The 24053-nt window shown below is 72.8% G+C and carries 16 protein-coding genes; 7 read left to right on the top strand and 9 right to left on the bottom strand.

Features of this window, described 5'->3' with window-relative positions; genetic code table 11:
- Positions 1 to 82 precede the first annotated feature (82 nt).
- Complete coding sequence (gene hemW, locus QSK52_RS22665; protein ID WP_285737956.1) at positions 83 to 1312, bottom strand: radical SAM family heme chaperone HemW; 1230 nt, start codon at positions 1310 to 1312, stop codon at positions 83 to 85.
- A 71-nt stretch (positions 1313 to 1383) separates the two neighbouring features.
- On the bottom strand, positions 1384 to 3285 hold the full coding sequence (locus tag QSK52_RS22660; protein ID WP_285737955.1) for an AMP-dependent synthetase/ligase: 1902 nt from the start codon (positions 3283 to 3285) through the stop codon (positions 1384 to 1386).
- Between the two features lie 250 nt (positions 3286 to 3535).
- On the opposite strand from QSK52_RS22660, the gene QSK52_RS22655 reads away from it, so the two are divergent.
- The 4 genes from QSK52_RS22655 to QSK52_RS22640 all read left to right on the top strand — a co-directional run bounded on the left by QSK52_RS22655 (position 3536) and on the right by QSK52_RS22640 (position 9503).
- A complete protein-coding gene (locus QSK52_RS22655; RefSeq protein WP_285737954.1) occupies positions 3536 to 5269 on the top strand; it encodes an ABC transporter ATP-binding protein in 1734 nt (577 codons plus the stop codon).
- 137 nt (positions 5270 to 5406) lie between these two features.
- Positions 5407 to 7305, top strand: coding sequence for an ABC transporter ATP-binding protein (locus tag QSK52_RS22650; RefSeq protein WP_285738025.1), 1899 nt, complete (start codon positions 5407 to 5409; stop codon positions 7303 to 7305).
- 127 nt (positions 7306 to 7432) lie between these two features.
- Positions 7433 to 8353, top strand: coding sequence for an RNA polymerase sigma factor SigJ (gene sigJ / locus QSK52_RS22645; protein ID WP_285737953.1), 921 nt, complete (start codon positions 7433 to 7435; stop codon positions 8351 to 8353).
- An 82-nt stretch (positions 8354 to 8435) separates the two neighbouring features.
- Complete coding sequence (locus QSK52_RS22640; protein WP_285737952.1) at positions 8436 to 9503, top strand: NAD(P)/FAD-dependent oxidoreductase; 1068 nt, start codon at positions 8436 to 8438, stop codon at positions 9501 to 9503.
- Between the two features lie 87 nt (positions 9504 to 9590).
- Here QSK52_RS22640 and lepA read toward each other — a convergent pair whose 3' ends face one another.
- Complete coding sequence (gene lepA, locus QSK52_RS22635) at positions 9591 to 11459, bottom strand: translation elongation factor 4 (RefSeq protein ID WP_285737951.1); 1869 nt, start codon at positions 11457 to 11459, stop codon at positions 9591 to 9593.
- 102 nt (positions 11460 to 11561) lie between these two features.
- On the opposite strand from lepA, the gene QSK52_RS22630 reads away from it, so the two are divergent.
- Together QSK52_RS22630 and rpsT are read left to right on the top strand one after the other, a co-directional pair.
- Positions 11562 to 11867, top strand: a complete 306-nt coding sequence (locus QSK52_RS22630; protein WP_285737950.1) for an antibiotic biosynthesis monooxygenase family protein — start codon at positions 11562 to 11564, stop codon at positions 11865 to 11867.
- 166 nt (positions 11868 to 12033) lie between these two features.
- Positions 12034 to 12297: a 30S ribosomal protein S20 gene (gene rpsT / locus QSK52_RS22625; protein WP_285737949.1), complete on the top strand. Its 264-nt coding sequence runs from the start codon at positions 12034 to 12036 to the stop codon at positions 12295 to 12297.
- Between the two features lie 526 nt (positions 12298 to 12823).
- Here the strand turns inward: rpsT and holA are convergent.
- Entirely contained in the window at positions 12824 to 13819 is a 996-nt protein-coding gene (holA, locus tag QSK52_RS22620) for a DNA polymerase III subunit delta (RefSeq protein ID WP_285737948.1), read from the bottom strand.
- 152 nt (positions 13820 to 13971) lie between these two features.
- Here holA and QSK52_RS22615 point away from each other — a divergent pair, with 152 nt between their 5' ends.
- Entirely contained in the window at positions 13972 to 14235 is a 264-nt protein-coding gene (locus QSK52_RS22615) for a hypothetical protein (protein WP_285737947.1), read from the top strand.
- 144 nt (positions 14236 to 14379) lie between these two features.
- Here QSK52_RS22615 and QSK52_RS22610 read toward each other — a convergent pair whose 3' ends face one another.
- The 5 genes from QSK52_RS22610 to leuS all read right to left on the bottom strand — a co-directional run bounded on the left by QSK52_RS22610 (position 14380) and on the right by leuS (position 23899).
- Entirely contained in the window at positions 14380 to 17160 is a 2781-nt protein-coding gene (locus QSK52_RS22610; RefSeq protein ID WP_285737946.1) for a ComEC/Rec2 family competence protein, read from the bottom strand.
- 440 nt (positions 17161 to 17600) lie between these two features.
- Positions 17601 to 18071 (bottom strand): ComEA family DNA-binding protein, encoded by a 471-nt coding sequence (locus QSK52_RS22605; RefSeq protein ID WP_285737945.1) that lies wholly within the window; start codon positions 18069 to 18071, stop codon positions 17601 to 17603.
- Positions 18072 to 18876: 805 nt separating this feature from the next.
- The gene (locus tag QSK52_RS22600; protein WP_285737944.1) at positions 18877 to 19821 is read right to left on the bottom strand and encodes a DegV family protein; all 945 of its coding nucleotides are present in this window, start codon (positions 19819 to 19821) and stop codon (positions 18877 to 18879) included.
- A gap of 118 nt (positions 19822 to 19939) precedes the next feature.
- On the bottom strand, positions 19940 to 20701 hold the full coding sequence (locus QSK52_RS22595; RefSeq protein WP_285737943.1) for a hypothetical protein: 762 nt from the start codon (positions 20699 to 20701) through the stop codon (positions 19940 to 19942).
- A gap of 318 nt (positions 20702 to 21019) precedes the next feature.
- Positions 21020 to 23899: a leucine--tRNA ligase gene (gene leuS / locus QSK52_RS22590; RefSeq protein WP_285737942.1), complete on the bottom strand. Its 2880-nt coding sequence runs from the start codon at positions 23897 to 23899 to the stop codon at positions 21020 to 21022.
- Positions 23900 to 24053 lie beyond the last annotated feature (154 nt).

The raw sequence follows: 24053 nt of genomic DNA, 5'->3' as shown, positions 1-24053 counted from the left end.
GCGTCCCTCCTCGGTCGGGGAACCGCGGTCGGTTCCTTCACCGAGTACTTGGCCGCAGCGGGCCGGGGCGTTTCAGACCGGTTCAGTCGACCAGGTCGCGGACCACCCCGTCCGCCAGCAGCCGCCCGCGCAGGGTCAGCGCGGCCCGGCCCGCCGCGTACGGTACGGGCTCCAGCAGGCCGTCGGCGAGGGCCCGGTCGGCGGCGGCGCGGCCGTCGGGGGTGAGCAGGTCGAGCGGGCAGCCCTCGGCGAGGCGCAGTTCCAGCAGGATGCGTTCGACCCGGCGGTCCTCGTCGGCCAGCACCTCGCGGCCGAGCGCGGGCGTGCGGCCCTCGGCGAGCGCCTGCGCGTACGCGGCGGGGTGCTTGGCGTTCCACCAGCGGACGCCGCCGACGTGGCTGTGCGCGCCCGGTCCGGCGCCCCACCAGTCGGCGCCGGTCCAGTACAGCTCGTTGTGGCGGCAGCGGCCCGCGGGGGTGGTGGCCCAGTTGGAGACCTCGTACCAGTGGTACCCGGCGGCGGCGAGCGCCGTCTCGGCCATCAGGTAGCGGTCGGCGTGCACGTCGTCGTCGATCATCGGGAGTTCGCCGCGCTTGACCCGGGCGGCGAGCCGGGTGCCGTCCTCGACGATCAGCGAGTAGGCCGAGACGTGGTCGGGCCCGGCGCCGATCGCCGCGTCCAGCGAGGCCTGCCAGTCCTGGTCGCTCTCGCCGGGGGTGCCGTAGATCAGGTCGAGGTTCACGTGCTCGAACCCGGCCGCGCGGGCCTCGGCGACGCAGGCCTCGGGACGGCCGGGGGTGTGGTGGCGGTCGAGCAGGGCGAGCACGTGCGGGCGGGCGCTCTGCATGCCGAAGGAGACCCGGTTGTAGCCGCCCTCGCGCAGTTCGGCCAGGTACGCCGGGTCGACGGACTCCGGGTTGGCCTCGGTGGTGACCTCGGCGCCGGGGGCGAGCCCGAACTCCTCGCGCAGCGCGGCCAGCATCCGCACCAGGTCGCGGGCGGGCAGCAGGGTCGGGGTGCCGCCGCCGAGGAAGACCGTCTCGACCGGCAGGTCGACCTCGCCGAGGATCCGGCGGGCCTGCCGGATCTCGGCGATCACGTTGTCCGCGTACGTCTCCTGCGAGGCGACGGCGCCGGAGGAGCGCAGCTCGGTGGCGGTGTAGGTGTTGAAGTCGCAGTAGCCGCAGCGGCTGGCGCAGTACGGCACGTGCAGGTAGAAGCCGAACGGCCGCTCACCGAGTCCGTGCAGGGCGTGGGCGGGCAGCGAGCCGTCGGACGGCACCGGTTCGCCGTCGGGGAGTGCGGAGGGCATGCCCCCCATTGTCCGGTAGCGGCCGGCGGAACCCGAAAGGGGTCCGCCGGCCGCTACCGGACGGACGGGGCTCAGGCCTCGTTGGTGCCCGCGTACATCGCGCCGACCGCGTCCGCGTACGTCCGCTCGACCACCGGGCGCTTGATCTTCAGGCTCGGGGTGAGCTCGCCGTGCTCGATGTCCAGGTCGCGCGGGAGCAGCGTGAACTTCTTGATCGTCTGCCAGCGCTGCAGCTCGCCGTTGAGGCGCCGGACGAAGCCGTCGATCAGCTCGACGGTGGCCGGGTCGGCGACCACCTCGGCGTACGACTTGCCGGCCAGGCCGTGCTCGGCGGCCCACGGCATGATCACCGCTTCGTCCAGGCCGATCAGCGCGGTGCAGTAGTTGCGGCCGTTGCCGATCACCAGGACGTTGCTGACGAACGGGCAGATCGCCTTGAACTTGCCCTCCACCTCGCTGGGCGCGACGTACTTGCCGCCGGAGGTCTTGAACATGTCCTTCTTGCGGTCGGTGATCCGCAGGTAGCCGCCCTCGCCGAGCTCGCCGATGTCGCCGGTGTGGAACCAGCCGTCCGGCTCCAGCACCTCGGCGGTCTGCTCGGGCATCTCGTGGTAGCCGCGCATGACGCCCGGGCCGCGCAGCAGGATCTCGCCGTCCTCGCCGATCCGCACCTCGGTGCCGGGCAGCGGCAGGCCGACGGTGCCGACCCGGAAGTCCTCGGCCCGGTTGACCGTGGAGCCGGCCGAGGTCTCGGTCAGGCCGTAGCCCTCCAGCACCGGGACGCCCGCGCCCTTGAAGAAGTAGCCGATCTCCGGGGCCAGCGCCGCGCTGCCCGACACCGCGCCGCGCAGCCGCCCGCCGAACGCGGCCCGGATCTTGGTGTAGACCAGTCTGTCGGCCAGCGCGTGCTGCAGCCGCAGGCCCAGCGGGGCGCTCTCCCGCCCGGTGGCGACCTGCGCGGCCTGCACGGTCTGCGCGTAGGAGCGGGCCACCCTGGCCGCCCACATGAAGATCTTGTACTTGGCGCCGCCCTCGGCCCGGGCCTTGCCCGCGATGCCGTTGTAGACCTTCTCGAAGATCCGCGGCGCGGAGGCCATCAGGGTCGGGCGGATCACCGGCAGGTTGTGGATGATCCGGTCCACCCGGCCGTCCACCGCCATCACGTGGCCGGTGGCGATCTGGCCGGAGATCAGCGTCTTGCCGAACACGTGCGACAGCGGCAGCCACATGAACTGCACGTCGTCCGCCCGCAGCAGCCCGCTCTCCTCCTGCGCCACCGCCTCGTACGACCAGCAGTCGTGCACCAGGCGCACGCCCTTGGGGCGGCCGGTGGTGCCGGAGGTGTAGATCAGGGTGGCGAGCTGCTCCTTGTCGAGCGAGTCGACGGCCTTCTCCACCGCGTCCGGGTGCTCGGCCAGGTACGCGGCGCCGCGCTCCTCCAGTTCGGCCAGGGTCAGCACGGTCAGGCCCTCGGCCTGCGGCGGCTCGCCCTCCGGGGCGTCGAACAGGATCACCCACTCCAGGGCGGGCAGGGCGTCCTTCTGCTCGACGGCCTTGCGCAGCTGGCCCTCGTTCTCGGCGAACAGGGCGCGGCTGCCGGAGTTGGCCAGGATGAACGCGGTCTCGTCGGCGTTGGTGCTCGGGTAGACGGTGGTGGTGGCCGCGCCCGCGCACATGTTGCCCAGGTCGGCGAGGATCCACTCGATCCGGGTGGCGGAGGCGATCGCGACCCGGTCCTCGGCCCGGACGCCCAGCGCCGTCAGGCCGGCCGCCACCGCGGAGATCCGCCGGAACGCCTGCGCCCAGGTCAGCGAGCGCCACTGCTCGGCGCCCGGGGCGCTGTCCGCGGCCTGCTCGTCCACCGGAACCGGGTACCGGTAGGCCTCGCCGTTCGGAGTGGCCTTTACCCTGCTGAGCAACAGGTGCGCCACGGACGGCGGGCGCCGCTCGATCATGGACTGCGCGGAACTCAACGAGGACCTCCGGGGGCGGGTGGACCGAGAGTGGGCGGGCGCCGGTCGTGGGGGCGACCGACCACCGACTTAACCGGTGAGTAACAAGAGGGCAGCAGCAGCCTAGGGGGTGGGGAGCCGATCCGTAAGGGGGTGACGTGAGCTGGCACACCCCCAGGTCGGCAGTGCAGCAGCCGTTCGAACGTGAAGCTTTCCCACAAGTACCCGAAATCGGGATGCGCGCATCCCCTCCGCAGACGAGAGTGTCACGGTGCTTTTCAGACTCCTACGGGCCCACCTGGGCCCCTACACCCGGGACATCACCCTGCTGGTGCTGCTGCAGCTGGTGTCCACCATCGGCATGCTCTACCTGCCGACGCTGAACGCGGACATCATCGACGACGGCGTGCTCAAGGGCGACACCGGCTACATCCTGCGCGTCGGCGGGGTCATGGTCGGCGTGTCGCTGGCCCAGGCCGTCTGCTCGATCGGCGCGGTCCACTACGGTGCGCGCACCGCCATGGCCATCGGCCGGGACATCCGCGGCGCGGTGTTCTCCCGGGTCCAGGACTTCTCCGCCCGCGAGCTCAACCAGTTCGGCGCGCCCTCGCTGATCACCCGGACCACCAACGACGTCCAGCAGGTCCAGATGCTGGCCCTGCTGACCTTCACCCTGATGGTCGCCGCGCCGATCATGTGCGTCGGCGGCATCGTGATGGCGCTCAACCAGGACGTGCCGCTCTCCGGCCTGCTGCTCGCCGTGGTGCCCGCGCTGGGTGCGGTGGTCACCGTGCTGGTCGCCAAGATGCGGCCGCAGTTCCGCGGCATGCAGACCCGGATCGACGCGGTCAACCGGATCATGCGCGAGCAGATCACCGGCATCCGGGTCATCCGGGCCTTCGTCAAGGACGACCACGAGAAGGCCCGCTTCACCGGCGCCAACGGCGAGCTCGCCGACTACGCGCTGCGGGTCGGCCGGCTGATGTCGCTGATGTTCCCGGTCGTGATGGGCGTCGTGAACATCTCCAGCGTCGCCGTGTTCTGGTTCGGTGCGCACCGCATCGAGAGCGGCGGCATGCAGATCGGCGCGCTCACCGCGTTCCTCTCCTACCTGATGCAGATCCTGATGAGCGTCATGATGGCCACCTTCATGTTCATGATGGTGCCGCGCGCCGAGGTCTGCGCCGAGCGCATCCAGGAGGTGCTGGACACCGAGTCCAGCGTCGTGCCCCCGCTGCACCCGGTCACCGAACTGCGCACCCGCGGCACCCTGGAGCTGCGCGGCGTCGACTTCCGCTACCCCGGCGCCGAGGCCCCGGTGCTGCGCGGCGTCGACCTGACCGCCCGGCCCGGCCGGACCACCGCCGTCATCGGCTCCACCGGCTCCGGCAAGACCACCCTGCTCGGCCTCGTCCCCCGGCTGTTCGACGCGACCGGCGGCGAGGTGCTGATCGACGGCGTGGACGTGCGCGAGCTCGACCCGGTCAAGCTGTCCGAGATCATCGGGCTCGTCCCGCAGAAGCCGTACCTGTTCTCCGGCACCGTCGCCTCCAACCTGCGCTACGGCAAGCCCGAGGCCACCGACGAGGAACTCTGGCAGGCCCTGGAGACCGCCCAGGCCGCGGACTTCGTGCGGAAGTTCCCCGAGGGCCTGAACGCCCCGATCGCCCAGGGCGGCACCAACGTCTCCGGCGGCCAGCGCCAGCGCCTGGCGATCGCCCGCGCGCTGGTCCGCAAGCCGGAGATCTACCTGTTCGACGACTCGTTCTCCGCCCTCGACTACGCCACCGACGCCCGGCTGCGCGCCGCGCTCGCCCGGGAGACCGGGGACGCCACCGTGGTGATCGTCGCCCAGCGGGTCTCCACCATCCGCGACGCCGACCGGATCGTCGTCCTGGACGAGGGCGCCGTGGTCGGCACCGGCACCCACCAGGAACTCATGGCCGACAACCCGACGTACCGGGAGATCGTGCTCTCCCAGCTCACCGAGCAGGAGGCGGCGTGACCGGCCCCGAGAACCCCGACAAGCCCGACCTCGCCAAGTCCCGGGCGACCGAGCTGGCCGAGGCGCCCGCCGCCCCCGCCGTCTCCGGTTCGCAGGAGGCCGCGGCCCGGCGCGGCGGCGGTGGCCCGGGCCGGTTCATGGGCGCGCAGGGCGCCGAGAAGTCCAAGGACTTCGGCGGCTCCGCGAAGCGCCTGCTCGGCCTGCTCGGCCCCGAGCGCAAGCTGCTGTTCACCGTGCTCGGCCTCGGCGTGCTCGCCATCGGCTGCCAGGTGGTCGGCCCCCGGGTGCTCGGCAAGGCGACCGACCTGATCGCCGCCGGGGCCACCGGCCCGGCCTTCGCCGGAGCCCCCAGCAAGCAGGCCGTCCTGGAGAAGATGCGTGCCGAGGGCCAGGGCACCAAGGCCGACCTGCTCTCCACCATCGACTTCACGCCCGGCCAGGGCATGGACTTCCACGCCATCGGCACCGTCCTGCTCTGGGTGCTCGGCATCTACCTGGCCGCGATCGTGTTCGGCGTCTTCCAGGGCCGACTGGCCGCGCTGGCGATCAACCGGACGGTGTTCCGGCTGCGCGAGGAGGTCGAGGCGAAGCTGTCCCGGCTGCCGCTCAGCTACTTCGACCGCCAGTCGCGCGGCGAGGTGCTCAGCCGGGTCACCAACGACATCGACAACATCAACCAGTCCATGCAGCAGACCATGGGCCAGGTGGTGAACTCGCTGCTCACCATCGTCGGCGTGCTGGCGATGATGTTCTGGATCTCCCCGCTGCTGGCCGTGATCGCGCTGGTCTCGGTACCGGTCTCGGTGGTCGTCGCCACCAAGGTCGGCAAGCGCGCCCAGCCGCAGTTCATCAAGCAGTGGGGCTCCACCGGCAGGCTGAACGCGCACATCGAGGAGATGTTCACCGGGCACAGCCTGGTGAAGGTCTTCGGCCGCCAGAAGGAGGCCGCCGAGCTCTTCGAGAAGGAGAACCAGGCGCTCTACGAGGCGTCCTTCAGGGCGCAGTTCATCTCGGGCATCATCCAGCCCGCGATGATGCTGGTCGGCAACATCAACTACGTGCTGGTCGCGGTGGTCGGCGGCCTGCGGGTGGCCTCCGGCGCACTGTCGATCGGCGACGTGCAGGCGTTCATCCAGTACTCCCGGCAGTTCAGCCAGCCGCTCAGCCAGGTCGCCTCGATGGCCAACCTGGTGCAGTCCGGCGTGGCCTCCGCCGAGCGGGTCTTCGAACTGCTGGACGCCGAGGAGCAGTCCCCCGAGCCGCAGCACCCCGAGCGCCCCGCCGAGCTCCACGGCCGGGTCGCGTTCGAGGACGTCTCCTTCCGCTACGACCCCGACAAGCCGCTCATCGAGGGCCTGTCCCTGAAGGTCGAGCCGGGTCACACGGTGGCCATCGTCGGCCCGACCGGCGCGGGCAAGACCACCATGGTCAACCTGCTGATGCGCTTCTACGAGGTCAGCGGCGGCCGGATCACCCTGGACGGCGTGGACATCGCCGCGATGTCCCGCGAGGAGCTGCGCTCCGGCATCGGCATGGTGCTCCAGGACACCTGGCTGTTCGGCGGCACCATCGCCGAGAACATCGCGTACGGCGCCGAGAGCGCCACCCGCGAGCAGGTCGTCGCGGCGGCGAGGGCCGCGCACGTCGACCGCTTCGTCCGGACGCTGCCCGAGGGCTACGACACCGTCCTGGACGACGAGGGCACCGGCGTCAGCGCGGGCGAGAAGCAGCTGATCACCATCGCCCGGGCCTTCCTCGCCCAGCCCTCGATCCTGGTCCTCGACGAGGCCACCAGCTCCGTCGACACCCGCACCGAGGTGCTGATCCAGCGCGCGATGGCCGAACTGCGCACCGGCCGCACCAGCTTCGTGATCGCGCACCGCCTCTCCACCATCCGGGACGCCGACGTGATCCTGGTCATGGAGAACGGCTCGATCGTCGAGCAGGGCAACCACGACGAACTGATCGCCGCGGACGGCGCCTACGCCCGCCTGTACCGGGCCCAGTTCGCCGAGGCGGTGGCCGAGGTCGACTGACCGCCGCACCGCCCGCCGCGCCGGGGGAGGGCCGCCGCACCGCGGCCCTCCCCCGGCGCGTCCGCGTTCCTGACGCCGGGTCAGTGCCGCCTGCCGCGGCCGCCGTTCGCCGCGCTACGGTGGCCGGGTGCCCGATCCGAACACCGCCGCCGCCGACGCCGTCACCGACGACGCCCTCGCCGCCGCTGCCGCCTTCCAGGCCGAGCGCCGCTACCTGGGCGCGGTGGCCTACCGCCTGCTGGGCTCGGTCGCCGACGCCGAGGACGTGCTGCAGGACGCCTGGCTGCGCTGGCAGTCCGCCGACCGGACGGACGTCACCGACCCGCGCGCGTACCTGACCACGGTGGTCACCCGGCTCTGCTACGACCAGCTGGGCTCGGCCCGGGCCCGCCGGGAGGCGTACGTCGGCGAGTGGCTGCCGGAGCCGGTGCTGTCGGACGCCGCGGACTCCCCCGCCGAGGTGGCCGAGCTGGGCGAGCAGGTGTCGGTGGCGATGCTGGCGGTGATGGAGCAGCTGACCCCGGCCGAGCGGGCGGCGTTCGTGCTGCACGACGTGTTCGCGGTCGGCTTCGACGAGATCGCCCCGGTGCTGGACCGCTCCCCCGAGGCCGCCCGCCAGCTCGCCTCCCGGGCCCGCCGCCGGGTCCGCGGCGGCGGCCGGCGCGCGGCGGTCGACCCGGTCGAGCACCACCGGGTGGTGTCGGCCTTCACCGCCGCGGCGGCCGGCGGCGACCTGGCGACGCTGGTGTCGATGCTCGACCCCGAGGTGGTCTGGCACGCCGACGGCGGCGGTGTCGTCAATGCGGTGCGCCGCCCGGTGCACGGCGCGCCGTACGTCACCCGGCTGCTGCGCAAGTTCACCACCCGCGCGGTCGCCCCCGACCGCCCGCTGGTGCCGACGCTGGTCAACGGCGAGGCGGGCGCGGTCTGGTACGCGGCGCCCGGCACGGTCGGCGGCGTCCTGGCGTTCAGCGTCGAGAACGGCCTGGTCACCGCCGTGTACGTGATGGTGAACCCGGAGAAGCTCGGACACCTCCAGGAGGTGTGACCCGGATCACGGTCACGTTCCGGCGGGCTGTCCAGTCCCCCTTCCAGAACCGCAACCGGGCGGGATCACGGAGGAGGACGAGATGACCGGCAAGCACATCGTGGTGATCGGCGCGGGCTACGCGGGGCTGTCCGCCGCCGCCAGGATCGGCCGCGGGCCGGACCGGGTCACCCTGATCGCCCCCGAGCAGCGCTTCACCCACCGGGTCCGGCTGCACGAGCTCGCCGCCGGACGCCAGGTCGCCCGCCCCGAGATCGCCCGGGTGCTGCGCGGCCGCAAGGTCACCCACCGGGCCACCCGGGCCGTCGAACTCGACCTGGCCGCCCGCGAGGTGCTCACCGAGGACGGCGAGCGGGTGGCGTACGACACCCTGGTGTACGCGCTCGGCAGCCGCACCAGCTGGGGCGGGGTGCCGGGCGCCGCCGAGCACGCGTACCCGACGGAGCGCGCCGAGGAACTGCGCCGGCGGCTCGCCGAGGGCGCGCCCGGGATGCTCGCCGTGGTCGGCGGCGGGGCGACCGGCATCGAACTGGCCACCGAGCTCGCCGAGGCGTACCCGGCCTGGCAGGTTCGGCTGGTCGCGGCCGGGCGGGTCGGCGGCTGGCTGTCGGAGCGCGGCCGGGCGCACGTCCTGGCGGTGCTCGACCGCCTCGGGGCGCGGGTCGACGAGAACCGACGGGTCACCGCCGTCACCGCGCACGGCCTGACCTGCGAGGACGGGGAGATCCCCGCGGAGGTGGTGGTGTGGGCCGCCTCGATGGAGCCGCAGCCGCTGGCCGCCGCCTCCGGCCTGGCCGTCAACGCGCAGGGCCGCGCTCTGGTCGACGACCACCTGCGCTCGGTCTCCCACCCCGAGGTGTACGTGATCGGGGACGCCGCGGCCGTCGAGGTGCCCGGCATCGGCGAACTGCGGATGGCCTGCGCCACCGCGATGCCCCAGGGCCACTACCTGGCCAAGCTGCTGACCGGCCGCACCGACAAGCCCTTCTCGTACCGGTACGCCACCCAGTGCCTCAGCCTGGGGCGCGGCGAGGCGCTGGTGCAGCTGATCCACGGCGACGACTCGGTGCGGCCCCGGGTGCTGACCGGCGCGACCGGGCGGCTGGTCAAGGCGGGCATCGTCAAGGGCCTGCCGCTGTCGCTGCGGTGAGCGGCCCCTCTCGACGAGGACGGCGGTGGGCCGGTTCCCCCTCCCGGGAGGGGGAACCGGCCCACCGCCGTCGTGCTGCCCCGGAGACTACTTCTTCTCCTTCGGGGCCTCCGCGTCCGTCGACAGCGCGGCGATGAAGGCCTCCTGCGGGACCTCCACCCGGCCGACCATCTTCATCCGCTTCTTGCCCTCCTTCTGCTTCTCCAGCAGCTTCCGCTTGCGCGAGATGTCACCGCCGTAGCACTTGGCGAGGACGTCCTTGCGGATCGCCCGGACCGTCTCGCGGGCGATCACCCGGGAGCCGATCGCGGCCTGGATCGGCACCTCGAACTGCTGGCGCGGGATCAGCTTCTGCAGCTTGCCGGCCATCATCACGCCGTAGTTGTAGGCCTTGTCCTTGTGCACGATCGCGGAGAACGCGTCCACCGCGTCGCCGTGCAGCAGGATGTCGACCTTGACCAGGTTGGCGGACTGCTCGCCGATGGGCTCGTAGTCGAGCGAGGCGTAGCCGCGGGTCTTGGACTTCAGCTGGTCGAAGAAGTCGAAGACGATCTCGGCCAGCGGCAGGGTGTAGCGCAGCTCGACCCGGTCCTCGGAGAGGTAGTCCATGCCCTGCAGGGTGCCGCGGCGGGACTGGCAGAGCTCCATGATCGCGCCGACGAACTCGTTCGGGGCGAGGATGGTGCCGCGCACCACCGGCTCGAACACCTCGGCGATCTTGCCGGTGGGGAACTCGCTCGGGTTGGTGACGGTGTGCTCGGTGCCGTCCTCCATGATCACCCGGTAGATCACGTTCGGGGCGGTGGAGATCAGGTCGAGGTTGAACTCGCGCTCCAGGCGCTCCCGGATGATCTCCAGGTGCAGCAGGCCGAGGAAGCCGCAGCGGTAGCCGAAGCCGAGCGCGACCGAGGTCTCCGGCTCGTAGACCAGCGCGGCGTCGTTCAGCCGCAGCTTGTCCAGGGCGTCGCGCAGCAGCGGGTAGTCCGAGCCGTCCAGCGGGTAGAGGCCGGAGAACACCATCGGGCGCGGGTCCTTGTAGCCGCCGAGCGGCTCGGTGGCGCCCTTGTTCTGCGAGGTGATGGTGTCGCCGACCTTGGACTGCCGGACGTCCTTCACACCGGTGATGATGTAGCCGACCTCGCCGACGCCGAGGCCGTCGGCGACCTTGGGCTCGGGCGAGATGACGCCGATCTCCAGCAGCTCGTGGGTCGCGCCGGTGGACATCATGGCGATCCGCTCGCGCTTGGTGAGCTGGCCGTCGACCACGCGGACGTAGGTGACCACGCCGCGGTAGGCGTCGTACACCGAGTCGAAGATCATCGCGCGGGCCGGGGCCTCCTTGACGCCGACCGGGGCCGGGATCTTCTCGACCACGTGGTCGAGCAGGTCCTCGACGCCGAGGCCGGTCTTCGCGGAGACCTTCAGCACGTCGTCCGGGTCGCACCCGATGATGTGCGCGATCTCGGCGGCGTACTTCTCCGGCTGGGCGGCCGGGAGGTCGATCTTGTTGAGCACCGGGATGATCGTGAGGTCGTTCTCCAGCGCCAGGTACAGGTTGGCGAGGGTCTGCGCCTCGATGCCCTGGGCGGCGTCGACCACCAGGATGGTCCCCTCGCAGGCCGCGAGGGAGCGGGACACCTCGTACGTGAAGTCCACGTGGCCGGGGGTGTCGATCATGTTGAGGATGTGCGTCGTGCCCGCGTGCTCACCGGACCGCGGCGCCCACGGGAGGCGGACGGCCTGGGACTTGATGGTGATGCCGCGCTCGCGCTCGATGTCCATCCGGTCGAGGTACTGGGCGCGCATCTGCCGGGGGTCCACCACGCCGGTGATCTGCAGCATCCGGTCGGCGAGCGTCGACTTGCCGTGGTCGATGTGGGCGATGATGCAGAAGTTGCGGATCACCGCCGGGTCAGTACGGCTGGGCTCTGGCACGTTGCTGGGGGTCGCGGGCACCTTGGTCCGATTTCTGATCCGATCAATATGGTTCCGTCCATCCTCCCATGCCGAACGGCCCCGGTCCTTCCCGCCCGATCGGGCGTGCGGGACGATCACCCCATGATCTTGGAAAGCGCCCTGCTCGACGTCCGCCCCGGCCAGGAAGACGCCTTCCTCGCCGCCTTCGCCGAGGCCCGCCCGCTGATCGCCGCCCAGCGCGGCTTCCGCTCCCTCGAACTGCGCCGCTGCCTGGACGCGGGCAGCACCTCCCGCTTCCTGCTGCAGGTCGGCTGGGACACCCTGGAGGACCACACCGAGGGCTTCCGCCGCTCCCCCGAGTACGGGCGCTGGCGCGAACTGCTGCACCGCTTCTACGACCCGTTCCCGACCGTCGAGCACTACGGCGAACCGCTGCTCACCGCCTGACGGGCCGTCGGCCGCGGGGCCCGGCGGCCCGGTTTGGGTCGGCCGGGGCGGCCCTGGTAGCGTGGGCGGCTGCACTCCGCCATCGGCATGCCCTCTCAGCAGGTCCGAACGGCGACATGGGGTGCGACCCGTCGTAGCAACGATTCACACAGACTGAGGCTCTTTCGTGGCGAACATCAAGTCCCAGATCAAGCGCAACAAGACCAACGAGAAGGCGCGCCTGCGCAACAAGGCCGTCAAGTCCTCGCTGAAGACCGCCCTGCGCAAGGCCCGCGAGGCCGCTGCCGCCGGTGAGACCGAGAAGGCCACCGAGCTCGCCCGCGCCGCCTCCAAGGCCCTCGACAAGGCCGTGAGCAAGGGCGTCATCCACAAGAACCAGGCCGCCAACAAGAAGTCGGCGATCACCAAGCGCGTCAACGTCGCTGCCTGATCCAGGCCCTCCGCGCACGGCCCCGCCGTGCGCCCGGTGCCCCGGCACCACCCGGTCGGCGTGAACCCGCGGCCCTCTACCCGCCACCGCCGACCACCCGCTCCCGGAGCTCCGGCCCTCTACCCGGCCTCCGACGAGCAGCACGACCCGTACCGCACGCGGCCTGCGTTCGCCACGCGGGTGCGGTACATCCAGCTTCACAGCTCCACGGTGAGAGCGCCCCGCGCGGGCCCTCGCCCCACTGCCCGCCCGGGCCTCCCGGGCGGGCAGTCGGCGTTCCGGCCCCGGGCCCGGCCGCGCCGGGTTCGACCGGACTCGACGCCCGAGCCCACCCGACCACCGGAGCACCCGACCACCCGACCACCCGACCACCCGACCACCCGACCACCCGACCACCAGGCCGCAACGACCCCGGCCTGCACCTGTGCGTCTGACGCGGGCGGCACGGCCTGCTGCGTCGACCGGCCCCCTGCGCCCGTTTCCCTCTCCGCTCCGGGGAGCCCCTCCCCGGGGTCCTGCCCAGCTGCTAGTAGGGGCGGGAGCCGGCCCTGGAGGCGCGGGCGACCGCGACGACGGCCCGCTCGAGCGCGTACGCGGGGTCGTCGGAGCCGCCCTTCACGGCGGCGTCGGCCTCGGCGACGGCGGTCAGCGCGGCGGCCACTCCGTCGCCGGTCCAGCCGCGCATCTGTTGGCGCACCCGGTCGACCTTCCAGGGCGGCATGCCGAGTTCGCGCGCCAGGTCGCCGGGCCGCAGGTTGCGGCCCGCGGAGGCGAGTCGGCCGATGCTGCGGACGCCGGAGGCCAGCGCGTAGGTGATGCCGGTCGGCGGCTGGCCGACGGCCAGGGCCCAGCGCAGCCGCTCCAGGGCCTCGGCGGCCCGGCCGGTCACCGCGAGGTCCGCCACCTCGAAGCCCGTCGCCTCGGCGCGACCGCTGTAGTACTTGGCGACCGCCGTCTCGTCGATCGGACCTTCCACGTCGGCCGTCAACTGGCTGCACGCGGCGGACAGTTCCCGCAGGTCGCTGCCCAGGGCGTCCAGCAGCGCCTGGCAGGACTCGGGGGTGGCGGCCCGCCCCAGGGTGCGGAACTCGTTGCGGATGAAGGCCAGCTTCTCGCTCGCCTTGGTGAGCTTCGCGCAGGCGACCTCCCGGGCGCCCGCCTTCTTCGCCGCGTCCAGCAGCCCCTTGCCCTTGGCGCCGCCCGCGTGCACCAGCACCATGATCACTTCTTCGGCGGGCGACTCCAGGTACGCCTTGACCTCCTTGACCGAGTCGGCCGAGAGGTCCTGCGCGGCCCTGACCACGATGACCTTCCGCTCGGCGAAGAGCGAGGGCGTGGTGAGCTCCGCCAACTGGCCCGGCTGCAGGGCTCCCGGTGCGAGGTCCCGGACGTCCGTCTCCGGGTCCGCCGCCCGCGCCGCGGCCACCACCTCGGCAACCGCGCGGTCGAGCAGCAGCTCCTCCTGGCCGACCGCAACGGTCAGCGGGGCGAGCAGGTCGTCGGGTGCACTCTTCCTGGCCATCGCGTACCAGGATCGCACGCCGCGACGACAGCCCACCGCGCCACGGCCCTTCCCCTCCCACCTTCCTGACCCCTTCCCGTGCCCGTGTCCGCGCCCCGATCGGGAGGCGGGGTCGATGCCGGACCCGCCCCGGGGCTGAGGAGAATGATGACGTGATCGAGAACAATGACCGTCAGTTGCTCGTCCTCCCCGACCGCGATGCGGCGGAGGAGGTTGCTGAGGAGTTGAGCGCGCGTTGGCCCGAGCTGGGCGACGTCGAGGTGGTCCGGGACGCCCTCGCCGGGGAGGACGACGCCGAGGACGCCCAGTGGCTGGTGGTGGTCGAGGCCCCCGAGGACGAGGGCTGGACCCCCCGGTTGCTGACCGAGCTCGACCAGCTCGTCGCCGAACAGGACGGTTGGCGGGAGCAGGGCTGACGCCCGCCCCTCCCAGCGCCCGACCGCCCACCCACGACGCTCGTCCACGACGCCCACCGGTCCCGCCCGAACGAGGTGCCGCACCCGTTCGGGCGGGCGTTCCCGCCACCTCCCGCCGCTCCGGTGCCCGCCCCGGTCCGGCAGTCAGCCGTGGCCCGGGTGCGGGTGCGTCGCCACGGCCAAGGTCCGCGCGTCGCCCAGGACCGCGACGTCCCCGGAGCGGTCGGTCCGGACCACCGTCGCACCGAGCGCCTTCAGCCCGGCAATGGTCCGAGGTGCCGGATGCCCGTACGGGTTGCCCGCCCCGCAGGAGATCAGGGCCAGCCGCGGGCGGAGCGCGGCCATCAACGACCAGTCCTGGTTCGCCGATCCGTGGTGCGCCACCTTGAGGATGTCCACCCTCCCCACCCCCGGCGGCCCCGGACCGCTCCGGGCCGCGCTCCCGTCGGCGGCCACCGCCCTCCCCGTCAGGGCTGCGGACCCGTCCTCCTCGTCGGCCGGGGCAGTTGGCGTCCCACCGTCCGTTCCTTCCCCCGGCGCCCGGAGACGGGGCCGGGGCGGTGCGCCGAGCGCCAGCACCGCGGCCTGGGCCGGAGGTTCCAGGTCTCCGAGCAGGGCGACTCGCAGCGGGGCTGCGGGCGGCCCGAGCACTGCGAGGATCGCGATGCTGGAGTTGTTCGGCCCCTCGGCGTCGACCGCCGGGGGCGAGGTAGGCCACAGGACGTCCCAGGACAGTTCCGCACCGGCGGTGCGCCGTTCACCGCGCTGCGCGTGCTCCACCGGGATGCCGTCGGCCGCCGCCCAACGGAGCACCCGGGACCGTTCGCCGTCCGACTCTTCCGTGCTCGTCACCTCGATCGCTCCGATCGACCGACCGCGCAGCACCCCTGGAACGCCTTCCACGTGGTCGGCGTGGAAGTGGGTCAGGACCAGCAGCGGAACCCTGACCACGCCGAGGCTCCGCAGGCAGGAGTCGGCCGCCTTGGGGTCCGGCCCGGCGTCCACCACCACGGCGCTCTCCGGCCCGACGGGCAGCACCGTCATGTCGCCCTGCCCGACGTCGCACGCCGCCAGCCGCCAGCCCGGTGCGGGCCAGCCGGTCGCCAACCGGACGACGGCCGGCGGGCGCAGCAGCACCAGCGGCAGCAGCAGGGCGGCCACGAGGGCGACCAGTGCCCTGCTCCGACGGCGCCGCAGCCGTCGGCCGGCCAGCAGCGGCGGTACCGCCCAGACCAGCGAGACGATCACCACCACCAGCAGGACCGCCCCGAACGGCCCGGCGGGCCAGGCCAGTTCGGCTCCTGGCAGTCCCGCCCCGTACCGGGCGACGGTGGCCAGCCAGCCGACCGGCAGCGCCGCGAGGTCCGTCAGGAACTCCGCCGCTCCCTGCGAGAGGGGCGCGATCGCGAGCGCACCGAACCCGAGCAGGGTGGCGGGGGCGACCGCGATCTCGGCCAGCAGGTTGCACGGCACTCCGACCAGACTGATCCGGGGCGCGAGCAGCACGGTGACCGGCGAGCAGAACGCCTGTGCCGCCGCGGTGGCACCGACCGCCGACGCCAGGTGGTGCGGCCAGCGACGGGCCCGGAGCGCCGCCGTCCACCGCGGACCGAGCACCAGCAGCCCGGCAGTGGCCAGCACGGAGAGCAGGAACCCGTACGAGCGGGCCAGGTACGGGTCGGCCAGGACCAGGACCAGGACCGCACCGGCCAGCGCCGGGACGCCTCTCCTCGGTCGGCCGGTGGCCAGTGCCAGTAGTCCGATCAGCCCGGTGGCAGCGGCTCTGAGCACGCTCGGGTCGGGTCGGCAGACGGTGACGAAGGCCAGCGTCAGTACGGTCCCGAGCAGGGCCGTCGTCCGGAACGAGAGGCCCAGCAGCCCGGCCAGGCCGCCGCGGGCGGGGAGGTCGGGGTCGCTCGGTGCACCGCCGACCAGGACGGCCAGGACGATCGCCAGGTTGGCGCCGCTCACCGCGACCAGGTGACCGAGGTCGGTGGCCCGGAAGGCGTCCGACAGGTCCTCGGGCAGTCTGGACACGTCACCCACCACCAACCCGGGGAGCAGCCCCCGGGTGTCCGGCGGCAGGTGGTCGCAAGCGTCGCGGAGCCCTTTGCGGAGGTGGGCCGCGAGGCGCTGCGGGAGGTTCGGCGGCGCGATGAGGCGAGGCGGCCCCTGCGGGACGAGCAGCGCCGCGCTGCCGGTACGGCGCCCGCCTCCCGATCCGCCCGCGGCCTGCGGTTGTTCCGGCAGTACTTCTGCTCGCAACTCCAGTTCGGTGGAAGGGGTCAACTGCTGCCACGGGTAGTCCTCCTGGGAGCGGATCAGCAGGGTGACGGGTGTGCGGGTGGCGGTGGGCGCCGGAACGGGGCCGCCCCCGGGGGCGGGGTGGGTGCGGATCCGGGTGACGAGGGCGGCGACGGTGAGGGTGGGGCGGGACAGCGAACTGCCCCGGGTGTGCGGGTCGTGCTGCTTCGGATCGCCCGTGACGGTCAACTCGACGGTGACCTCGGGGTTGGCGGGTTTCTCCTCGGCCGGTTCCGTCGCACCCCGCTCGTCGACGTCGGCCTGCTGCCCGGCCCGGGTGGACGGTGGTGCGGTCGGGGCGAGGGGTGGGCGGGCCAGTGCGGGCAGCGGGCCCCGGCGTAGGTCGGCGGTGTGCAGGACGGTGGTGGTGGCTGCCGCGGCAGCGGTCAGCAGGACGGCGGCGGTCAGGCGGTGGAGCGCACGGCGAGGGCCTTTCGTACGGAGCAGGGCGGGGGCAACCGCCGCGGCGGCCAGGGCGGCCACGAGCAGTGTCGGATGTCGGTCGGGGCCCAGTCCGAGGACTGCGGCGGTGACCGCCCATGCGGTGCAGGCCGGGAGGAGCAGTCGGTAGTCGGTCCGGTGGTGGGCGAGGTGGTGGGTGCGGGCGGGTGCGGCCGACATCGGGCACCTCCTCTCGGCGTGGGCGGTGGTCGGCATCGTGCGGGTGGTGGTGGCGGCAGCGGCCGGGTTTCAACGGGCTCGCCCGGTACGGGGGCTGCTCGCCCCGTACGGAGCGGCAGGGGTCGGTGCAGGGGGCGGGTCTCCGATCAGCGGGACGGGGGTGTTCTCGCGGCGGCCTCGGCACAGGAGGTGAGGCCCGGACAGAGCGCGGGATCGGGCGGTGGGGCGCCTTCTCCCCAGTAGGGGGGCAGGGCGGGAGCGGGCCTCGGCGGGGTGGGCCCGGTGGCTCGGTGCATCCGGGTGGCAGGCGGCGGCCCTGTCGACCGGAAACGCGTGGTGCAGCGGCTCGTCGGGCGGGGCGGCACCTCCTCGCGGGGGTTGTGGAGAACGGGCCTGGATCGGCCTGGCAGCAGTTCCGGAAGACAGCGGGGAGTGGGAGGTCAGAGGGTCAGGAACGGCTTGAGGTCCTCGTACTTCCGCGCTCCGATGCCCGGGACGTGGCGGAGTTGGTCGAGCGATTGGAAGGGGCCGTGGGTGAGGCGGTACTGCAGGATGCGCTGGGCCAGTGCGGGCCCCACGCCGGGGAGCGAGTCGAGCTGCTCCGCCCCGGCGCGGTTGAGGCTCACGGGGCCCGTGGGGGCGGCCGGGACCGCACCACCGGGCAGCGGGTCGGTGCCCACGAGGATTTGTTCTCCATCGGTGAGTGGACGGGCGAGGTTGAGGAGGCTGGTGTCGGCACCGGGCAGCGGTCCGCCCGCGGCGGTCAGGGCGTCGGCGACCCGTGAACCCGCGGGGAGGGTCCGCAGGCCGGGGCTCTGGACTTTCCCGGCGATGTCGATGACGAGGGGTGGGCTGGTCGACGGAGGTGCGGGCGCTCCTCCCCCGGCCCGGTCGGAAACGGTTTCCGCCATGGCGATGGTCGGAACGGCAACGGGGTGCGGCCGGGCCAGCCAGAAGTGCTGGACGGCGTAGCCGGTGGCGAGGACGAGCAGGACGGTCAGGCCGAGTACGGCTCGGCGGTCGAGGGCACATGCGGCGGGGAGGCGGAACCGCAGCGGGAGTTTCGGCGGGGTGGTGGAAGGCGCGGCGACCGGGTTCGGGGTGGGTCGGGGTGCGGGCGGCGGATCCGGGTCCCACGGGGTGTCGGCCCAGCTGCCGTCCGGAGGGTCCGGAGGGTCGACGGTCGCGGTGGGCTTCGGCGTGGCGGTCCCGCCCGGAGCGGACTCCTCTGCGGGAGGGTCCCGTTCCGGCGGCGAGCCGGTACTGCCGCGGCCGGAGAGGGTTGCACGGTCGGCCGCGGCACACGGGTCGGCGGCGGGCTGCGCGGACGCAGCCGCCGACTCCGGCTCGGCCGGTTCAGCGGACCCAGCGGCGCTGCGTCCGGTCTCCGGCGGCCCTTCCGGTTCGTACTGCGACGCCCCCGCCCCGGCGCTCTCCGCACCGTGCTCCGGCCGTGGAGTCGGCTCTGCGGTGCTTCCGGGGGGAGGCCCGAGGCGGTCGTCGGGATCGGTGGGCGGGTCGGCCGGGAAGAGGCGGTCGAGGCGGGCCCGGGCGGTCTCGGTGGTCTGACGTCGGCGGGTCTGGGGTGTGGTGACGGTCCTCATGGCGAGGACAGTAGATCGGCCCTGACGAGTCGTCGGAGAATTCGCCCGACCCTGTGGACAACTCGGGGTTGTGGATAACTCCTGTCGCTCGAACGGGTGATTCCAGCCCGCGTCAGTGCGACGATGCGATGATCGGAGACACCACTACGGCCAGTAGACCGGGGCCGACGTGCGCGCCGATGACAGCTCCGACCTCGCTGACGTAGAGCTCCTGCAGGCCGGGGACGCGGTCCCGCAGCCGCTCCGCCAGCGGTTCGGCCCGGTGCTCGGCGGCGAGGTGGTGGACGGTGATGTCGACCGCCTGCTGCCCGGCGCGCTCGACGGCGATCTCCTCCAGCCTGGCGATCGCCCGGGAGGCCGTGCGGACCTTCTCCAGCGGCTCGATCCGGCCTCCGGCCAGGTGCAGCAGCGGCTTCACCGCCAGCGCGGAGCCGACCAGCGCCTGGGCGGTTCCGATCCGCCCGCCGCGCCGCAGGTGCTCCAGGGTGTCGACGTAGAAGAAGCCCGCGGTACCGGCGGCCCGGCCCTCGGCGGCGGCGACCACCAGGTCGAGGTCCGCCTCGGTGGCCTCGGCGCCCGCCCCGCCGTCGCCGACCGCCCCGGCCCCGGGGGCAGCGTCTCCCGCACCGGCACGGACCGCGTCCAGGGCCTCGGCCGATTCGGCGGCGGCCAGGACGCAGCTGCCCAGGGCCATGCCGACGAGCCGGCTGTCGACCACCCGGACCGGGATCGGCACGGCGGAGGCTGCCAGCTGGGCGGCCTCCGCCGTGCCGGAGAGTTCGGCCGACAGGTGGACCGAGACGATGCCCCGCGCACCGGCCTCGGCGGCGGCCCGGTAGGCGGCGGCGAAGGTCTCGGGGCTGGGACGGGAGGTGGTCACCCGCTGCTTGGAACGCAGGGCCTCGGCGACGTCCTTCGGGGAGATCTCGACGCCTTCCGCGAAGACCTCGTCACCGACCGCGACGCTGAGCGGTACCACGCGGATGCGGTGCCGGTCCACCGCCTCCTGGGGCAGATACGCGGTGGAATCCGTGACAAGTGCGAGGTGGCCGGGCATGAGCCGGAGGTTACCCGCCGCCGGGCCGGGAGGACAGCGCCCGCAGTTCGATGGTTTGCCCCCGAATGCGCCGGGTAACTTCTCCGAGCACGGACGGCAACCGCCTCGTGACGCGGGGTCAGGGGCGGTTGGGTCCCGCCGGGTTCGGCTTGCGGAGGCGGTCGGCGAGGCGGGAGAGCGGCTCGGCGGCCAGCCCGAGCAGTTCCTCGGCGCTGGTCGGGCGACCGGCAGCGAGTCCCTTCCTGCGGTCGACGGGCTCCTCGGCGGAAGCGGCGGCCGTCCCCCGGGGGCCCTTCAGGAAGTCCGCGCCCTCGGCAGCCCCCTCGGCCGGGGTCCAGTGGCGCAGCGCTCCGGCTTCGTCCTGGCACTCCTTGCCGAGCCGGGCGAGCTCGTCGTCGGCGAAGCGGCGCATCCGGTCCTGGGCGGCCCACCGCAGGGAGTCCGCGGAGTGGGTGATCCGCTCGACGCGCTCGCGCAGCTCCGGGAGCTTGGCGGCGACCCGGCCGCTGATCGGCTCGCGCTCCAGCATGCGGAGTTCGGCATCGAGCTCCGCGGCGTGCGAGTCGAGGCGGGTGAGCAGGTGGAGGGCGTCACCGAGCTGGCCGTCCTGCGGCAGGCCGGACTGCAGGACCTGGCGGGTGGAGTCCAGTGCGGTGCGCAGGGACAGCCGGAGCGCGGCGATCCGGCCCTGCTCGCCCGGCCTGGCGATGCTCTTCGCCTTCAGGGCGGCGTTCTCCATCGCCCGCTGGGCGTTGGCGCTGTGCCGGTCGACCTTGGCCGCCATCGCCTTCGCCGCCTTCACCGTTCCGACCACGGCCATCACCAGCAACGCGACCCCGAACAGCGCGACCAGCGCCACCACCACACCGAGCGCTTCCATCGGGAGCCCACCTTCCGCCCGTGACCGGCCTTGGACCGCCCGTTGCGGTCCGCTTGTCCGCCAGACCTCCACCGTAGCCCGGAGCGGCGGCCGACAGCAGGCCGTGGGCGCCCCTCCCGCCCGAGATCAGGGACAGCTCAGGGATGTCCCCAAGCGATCTCCCTGAGATCCCGCGCGCATTCCCCCAAGAACGGAGCCACCTTGTTCGCACTCCTCCGGCGGTCGACCCGACCGCATCCGCACACGGCGAAGGGCCGGCCGCCCCTCCACGGGAACGACCGGCCCCAGCTGGCCGACAGCGCGTCGGCCCTGGTCCCGTCAGCCGGTGACGATGTTGACCAGCTTCGGCGCACGCGCGATGACCTTGCGCACCTGCGCGCCGCCGATGGCCGCGACCACGGTCGGGTCGGCCAGGGCCAGCGCCTCCAGGTCGGCGTCCGAGATGGACGGCGCGACCTCCAGGCGGGCCTTCACCTTCCCCTTGACCTGCACGACGCAGGTCACGGTCTCGTCTACCACGTACGCAGGGTCGGCCACCGGGTAGTCCGCGAAGGCCAGCGACTGCTCGTGGCCCAGGCGGCGCCACAGCTCCTCGGCGATGTGCGGCGCCAGCGGGGCGATCAGCAGGACGACCTGCTCGGCCACCGACCGCGGCGTGGAGCCGCGCTTCACCAGGAAGTTGTTCAGCTCGATGGCCTTGGCCACGGCGGTGTTGAACCGCATGCCCGCCATGTCGCCGCGGATGCCGTCGATCGCCTTGTGCAGCGCACGCAGCGTCGCCTCGTCCGGCTCCTCGTCGGTGACCACCAGCTCGCCGGTGACCTCCGAGACGATGTTGCGCCACAGCCGCTGCAGGAAACGGTACGAGCCGACCACGGCCCGGGTGTCCCAGGGGCGGGAGACGTCCAGCGGGCCCATCGCCATCTCGTACAGGCGCAGCGTGTCCGCGCCGTACTCGTCGGCGATCTCGTCGGGGGCGACCGCGTTCTTCAGCGACTTGCCCATCTTGCCCGCCTCGCGGCGGACCGGCTCGCCCTGCCAGAAGTACTGGCCGTTGCCCTCCGGGTCCACGACCTCGGCCGCGGGCACCGGGAAGCCCCGGGCGTCGCGGTAGACGTCGGCGGTGATCATGCCCTGGTTGAACAGCTTGTGGAACGGCTCGACCGAGGAGACGTGGCCCAGGTCGTGCAGCACCTTGTGCCAGAAGCGGGCGTACAGCAGGTGCAGCACGGCGTGCTCGGCGCCGCCGACGTACAGGTCGACACCGCCGGCCGGCTTCTCCGCGGTCGGGCCCATCCAGTAGGCCTCGTTGGCGGGGTCGACGACCGAGGTGGAGTTGACCGGGTCGACGTAGCGCAGCTCGTACCAGCACGAACCCGCCCAGTTGGGCATGGTGTTGGTCTCGCGGCGGTAGGTCCTGACGCCGTCGCCCAGGTCCAGCTCGACGTTGACCCAGTCCTCGTTGCGGGACAGCGGGGTCTTCGGGGAGGACGCGGCGTCGTCGGGGTCGTAGGTGTGCGGCGAGTAGTCGTCCACCTCCGGCACCTCGACCGGCAGCATCGACTCGGGCAGCGCGTGCATCGCGCCGGTCTCGTCGTAGACGATCGGGAAGGGCTCGCCCCAGTACCGCTGGCGGCTGAACAGCCAGTCGCGCAGGCGGTAGTTGACGGTGCCCTCGCCGATGCCCTGCTCGGCCAGCCAGGCGGTGATCCGGGCCTTGGCGTCGACCACGGACAGGCCGTCCAGCGAGATGCCGTCGCGCTCGGAGTTGACCAGCACCGAGTCGTAGGTGTCGAAGGCGTCGTCCCAGGTGTGCGGGTCCTCGCCGCGGCCGTCGGTGGGCCGGACGACGCAGCGCATCGGCAGGTTGAACGCCTGCGCGAAGGCGAAGTCGCGGCTGTCGTGCGCCGGGACGGCCATGATCGCGCCGGTGCCGTAGCCCATCAGCACGTAGTCGGCGATGAACACCGGGATCTGCTCGCCGCTGACCGGGTTGGTCGCGTAGGCGCCGGTGAACACCCCGGTCTTGACCTTGGCGTCGGCCTGGCGCTCGACGTCGGACTTGGCGGCGGCCGCCGCCCGGTACTCGGCGACGGCGGTGGCCGGGTCGGCGGCGCCACCGGTCCACTCGTCACGGGTTCCGGCCGGCCACTCGGCCGGGACGACGGCGTCGACCAGGGCGTGCTCGGGCGCCAGCACCATGTAGGTGGCGCCGAACAGGGTGTCGGGGCGGGTGGTGAAGACGGTGACGGTGTCGTCGCCGACGCCGAAGTCGACCCGGGCGCCCTCGGAGCGGCCGATCCAGTTGCGCTGCTGCAGCTTGATCGCCTCGGGCCAGTCCAGCAGGTCCAGGTCGCTGATCAGGCGGTCCGCGTAGGCGGTGATCCGCATCATCCACTGGCGCAGGTTGGACTTGAACACCGGGAAGTTGCCGCGCTCGGAGCGGCCGTCCGCGGTGACCTCCTCGTTGGCCAGCACGGTGCCCAGACCGGGGCACCAGTTGACCGGCACCTCCTTGGAGTACGCCAGCCGGTACTCGCCCAGCACCTCGTCGCGCTCGACGCCGGACAGCTCGGCCCAGGCGCGGCCGCCCGGCACCTCGCGCTCACCGGACTCGAACTGGGCGACCAGCTCGGCGATCGGACGGGCCCTGGCCGCGTCCTCGTCGTACCAGGAGTTGAAGATCTGCAGGAAGATCCACTGCGTCCAGCGGTAGTAGTCGGGGTCGATCGTGGAGATCGAGCGACGCGAGTCGTGGCCCAGGCCCAGCCGGCGCAGCTGCTGGCGCATGTTGGCGATGTTGTCCTCGGTGGACACCCGCGGGTGGACGCCGTGCTGGACGGCGTACTGCTCGGCGGGCAGGCCGAAGGCGTCGTAGCCCAGGGTGTGCAGCACGTTGTGGCCGGTCATCCGCTGGTAGCGGGCGTACACGTCGGTGGCGATGTAGCCCAGCGGGTGGCCCACGTGCAGGCCGGCGCCCGACGGGTACGGGAACATGTCCATGATGAAGCTGTGCGGCTTCGCGGCGACGGACGTCCCGTCGGCCAGCGGGCCGGTCGGGTTGGGGGCGTTGAACGTCCCCTCCTTCTCCCACAGGTCCTGCCAGCGGGACTCGATCTCGGCGGCCAGCGCGGCGCCGTAGCGGAAAGGCTCGGTGGCGGCTTCGGCCGCGCCGGAAGCTGGGGTCGTCTCGCTCATGGTCCTTCAAGCTCCATCGTCATCAGTCAGCGAACAGGCCGTAGAAAGCAGAAAACCCCTCCGCAGGAGGGGACGCCACGCCGACTCCGGCCCTCGAGCCGGTCCTGGTCAGCGCGGCCGGCTAAGAAGCAGGCGCACAGTTCGCATGGGCTCA

Source organism: Kitasatospora phosalacinea (assembly GCF_030268885.1).
Classification (GTDB): Bacteria; Actinomycetota; Actinomycetes; order Streptomycetales; family Streptomycetaceae; genus Kitasatospora; species Kitasatospora phosalacinea_C.
This window is presented reverse-complemented; position numbering and strand designations above follow the sequence as displayed.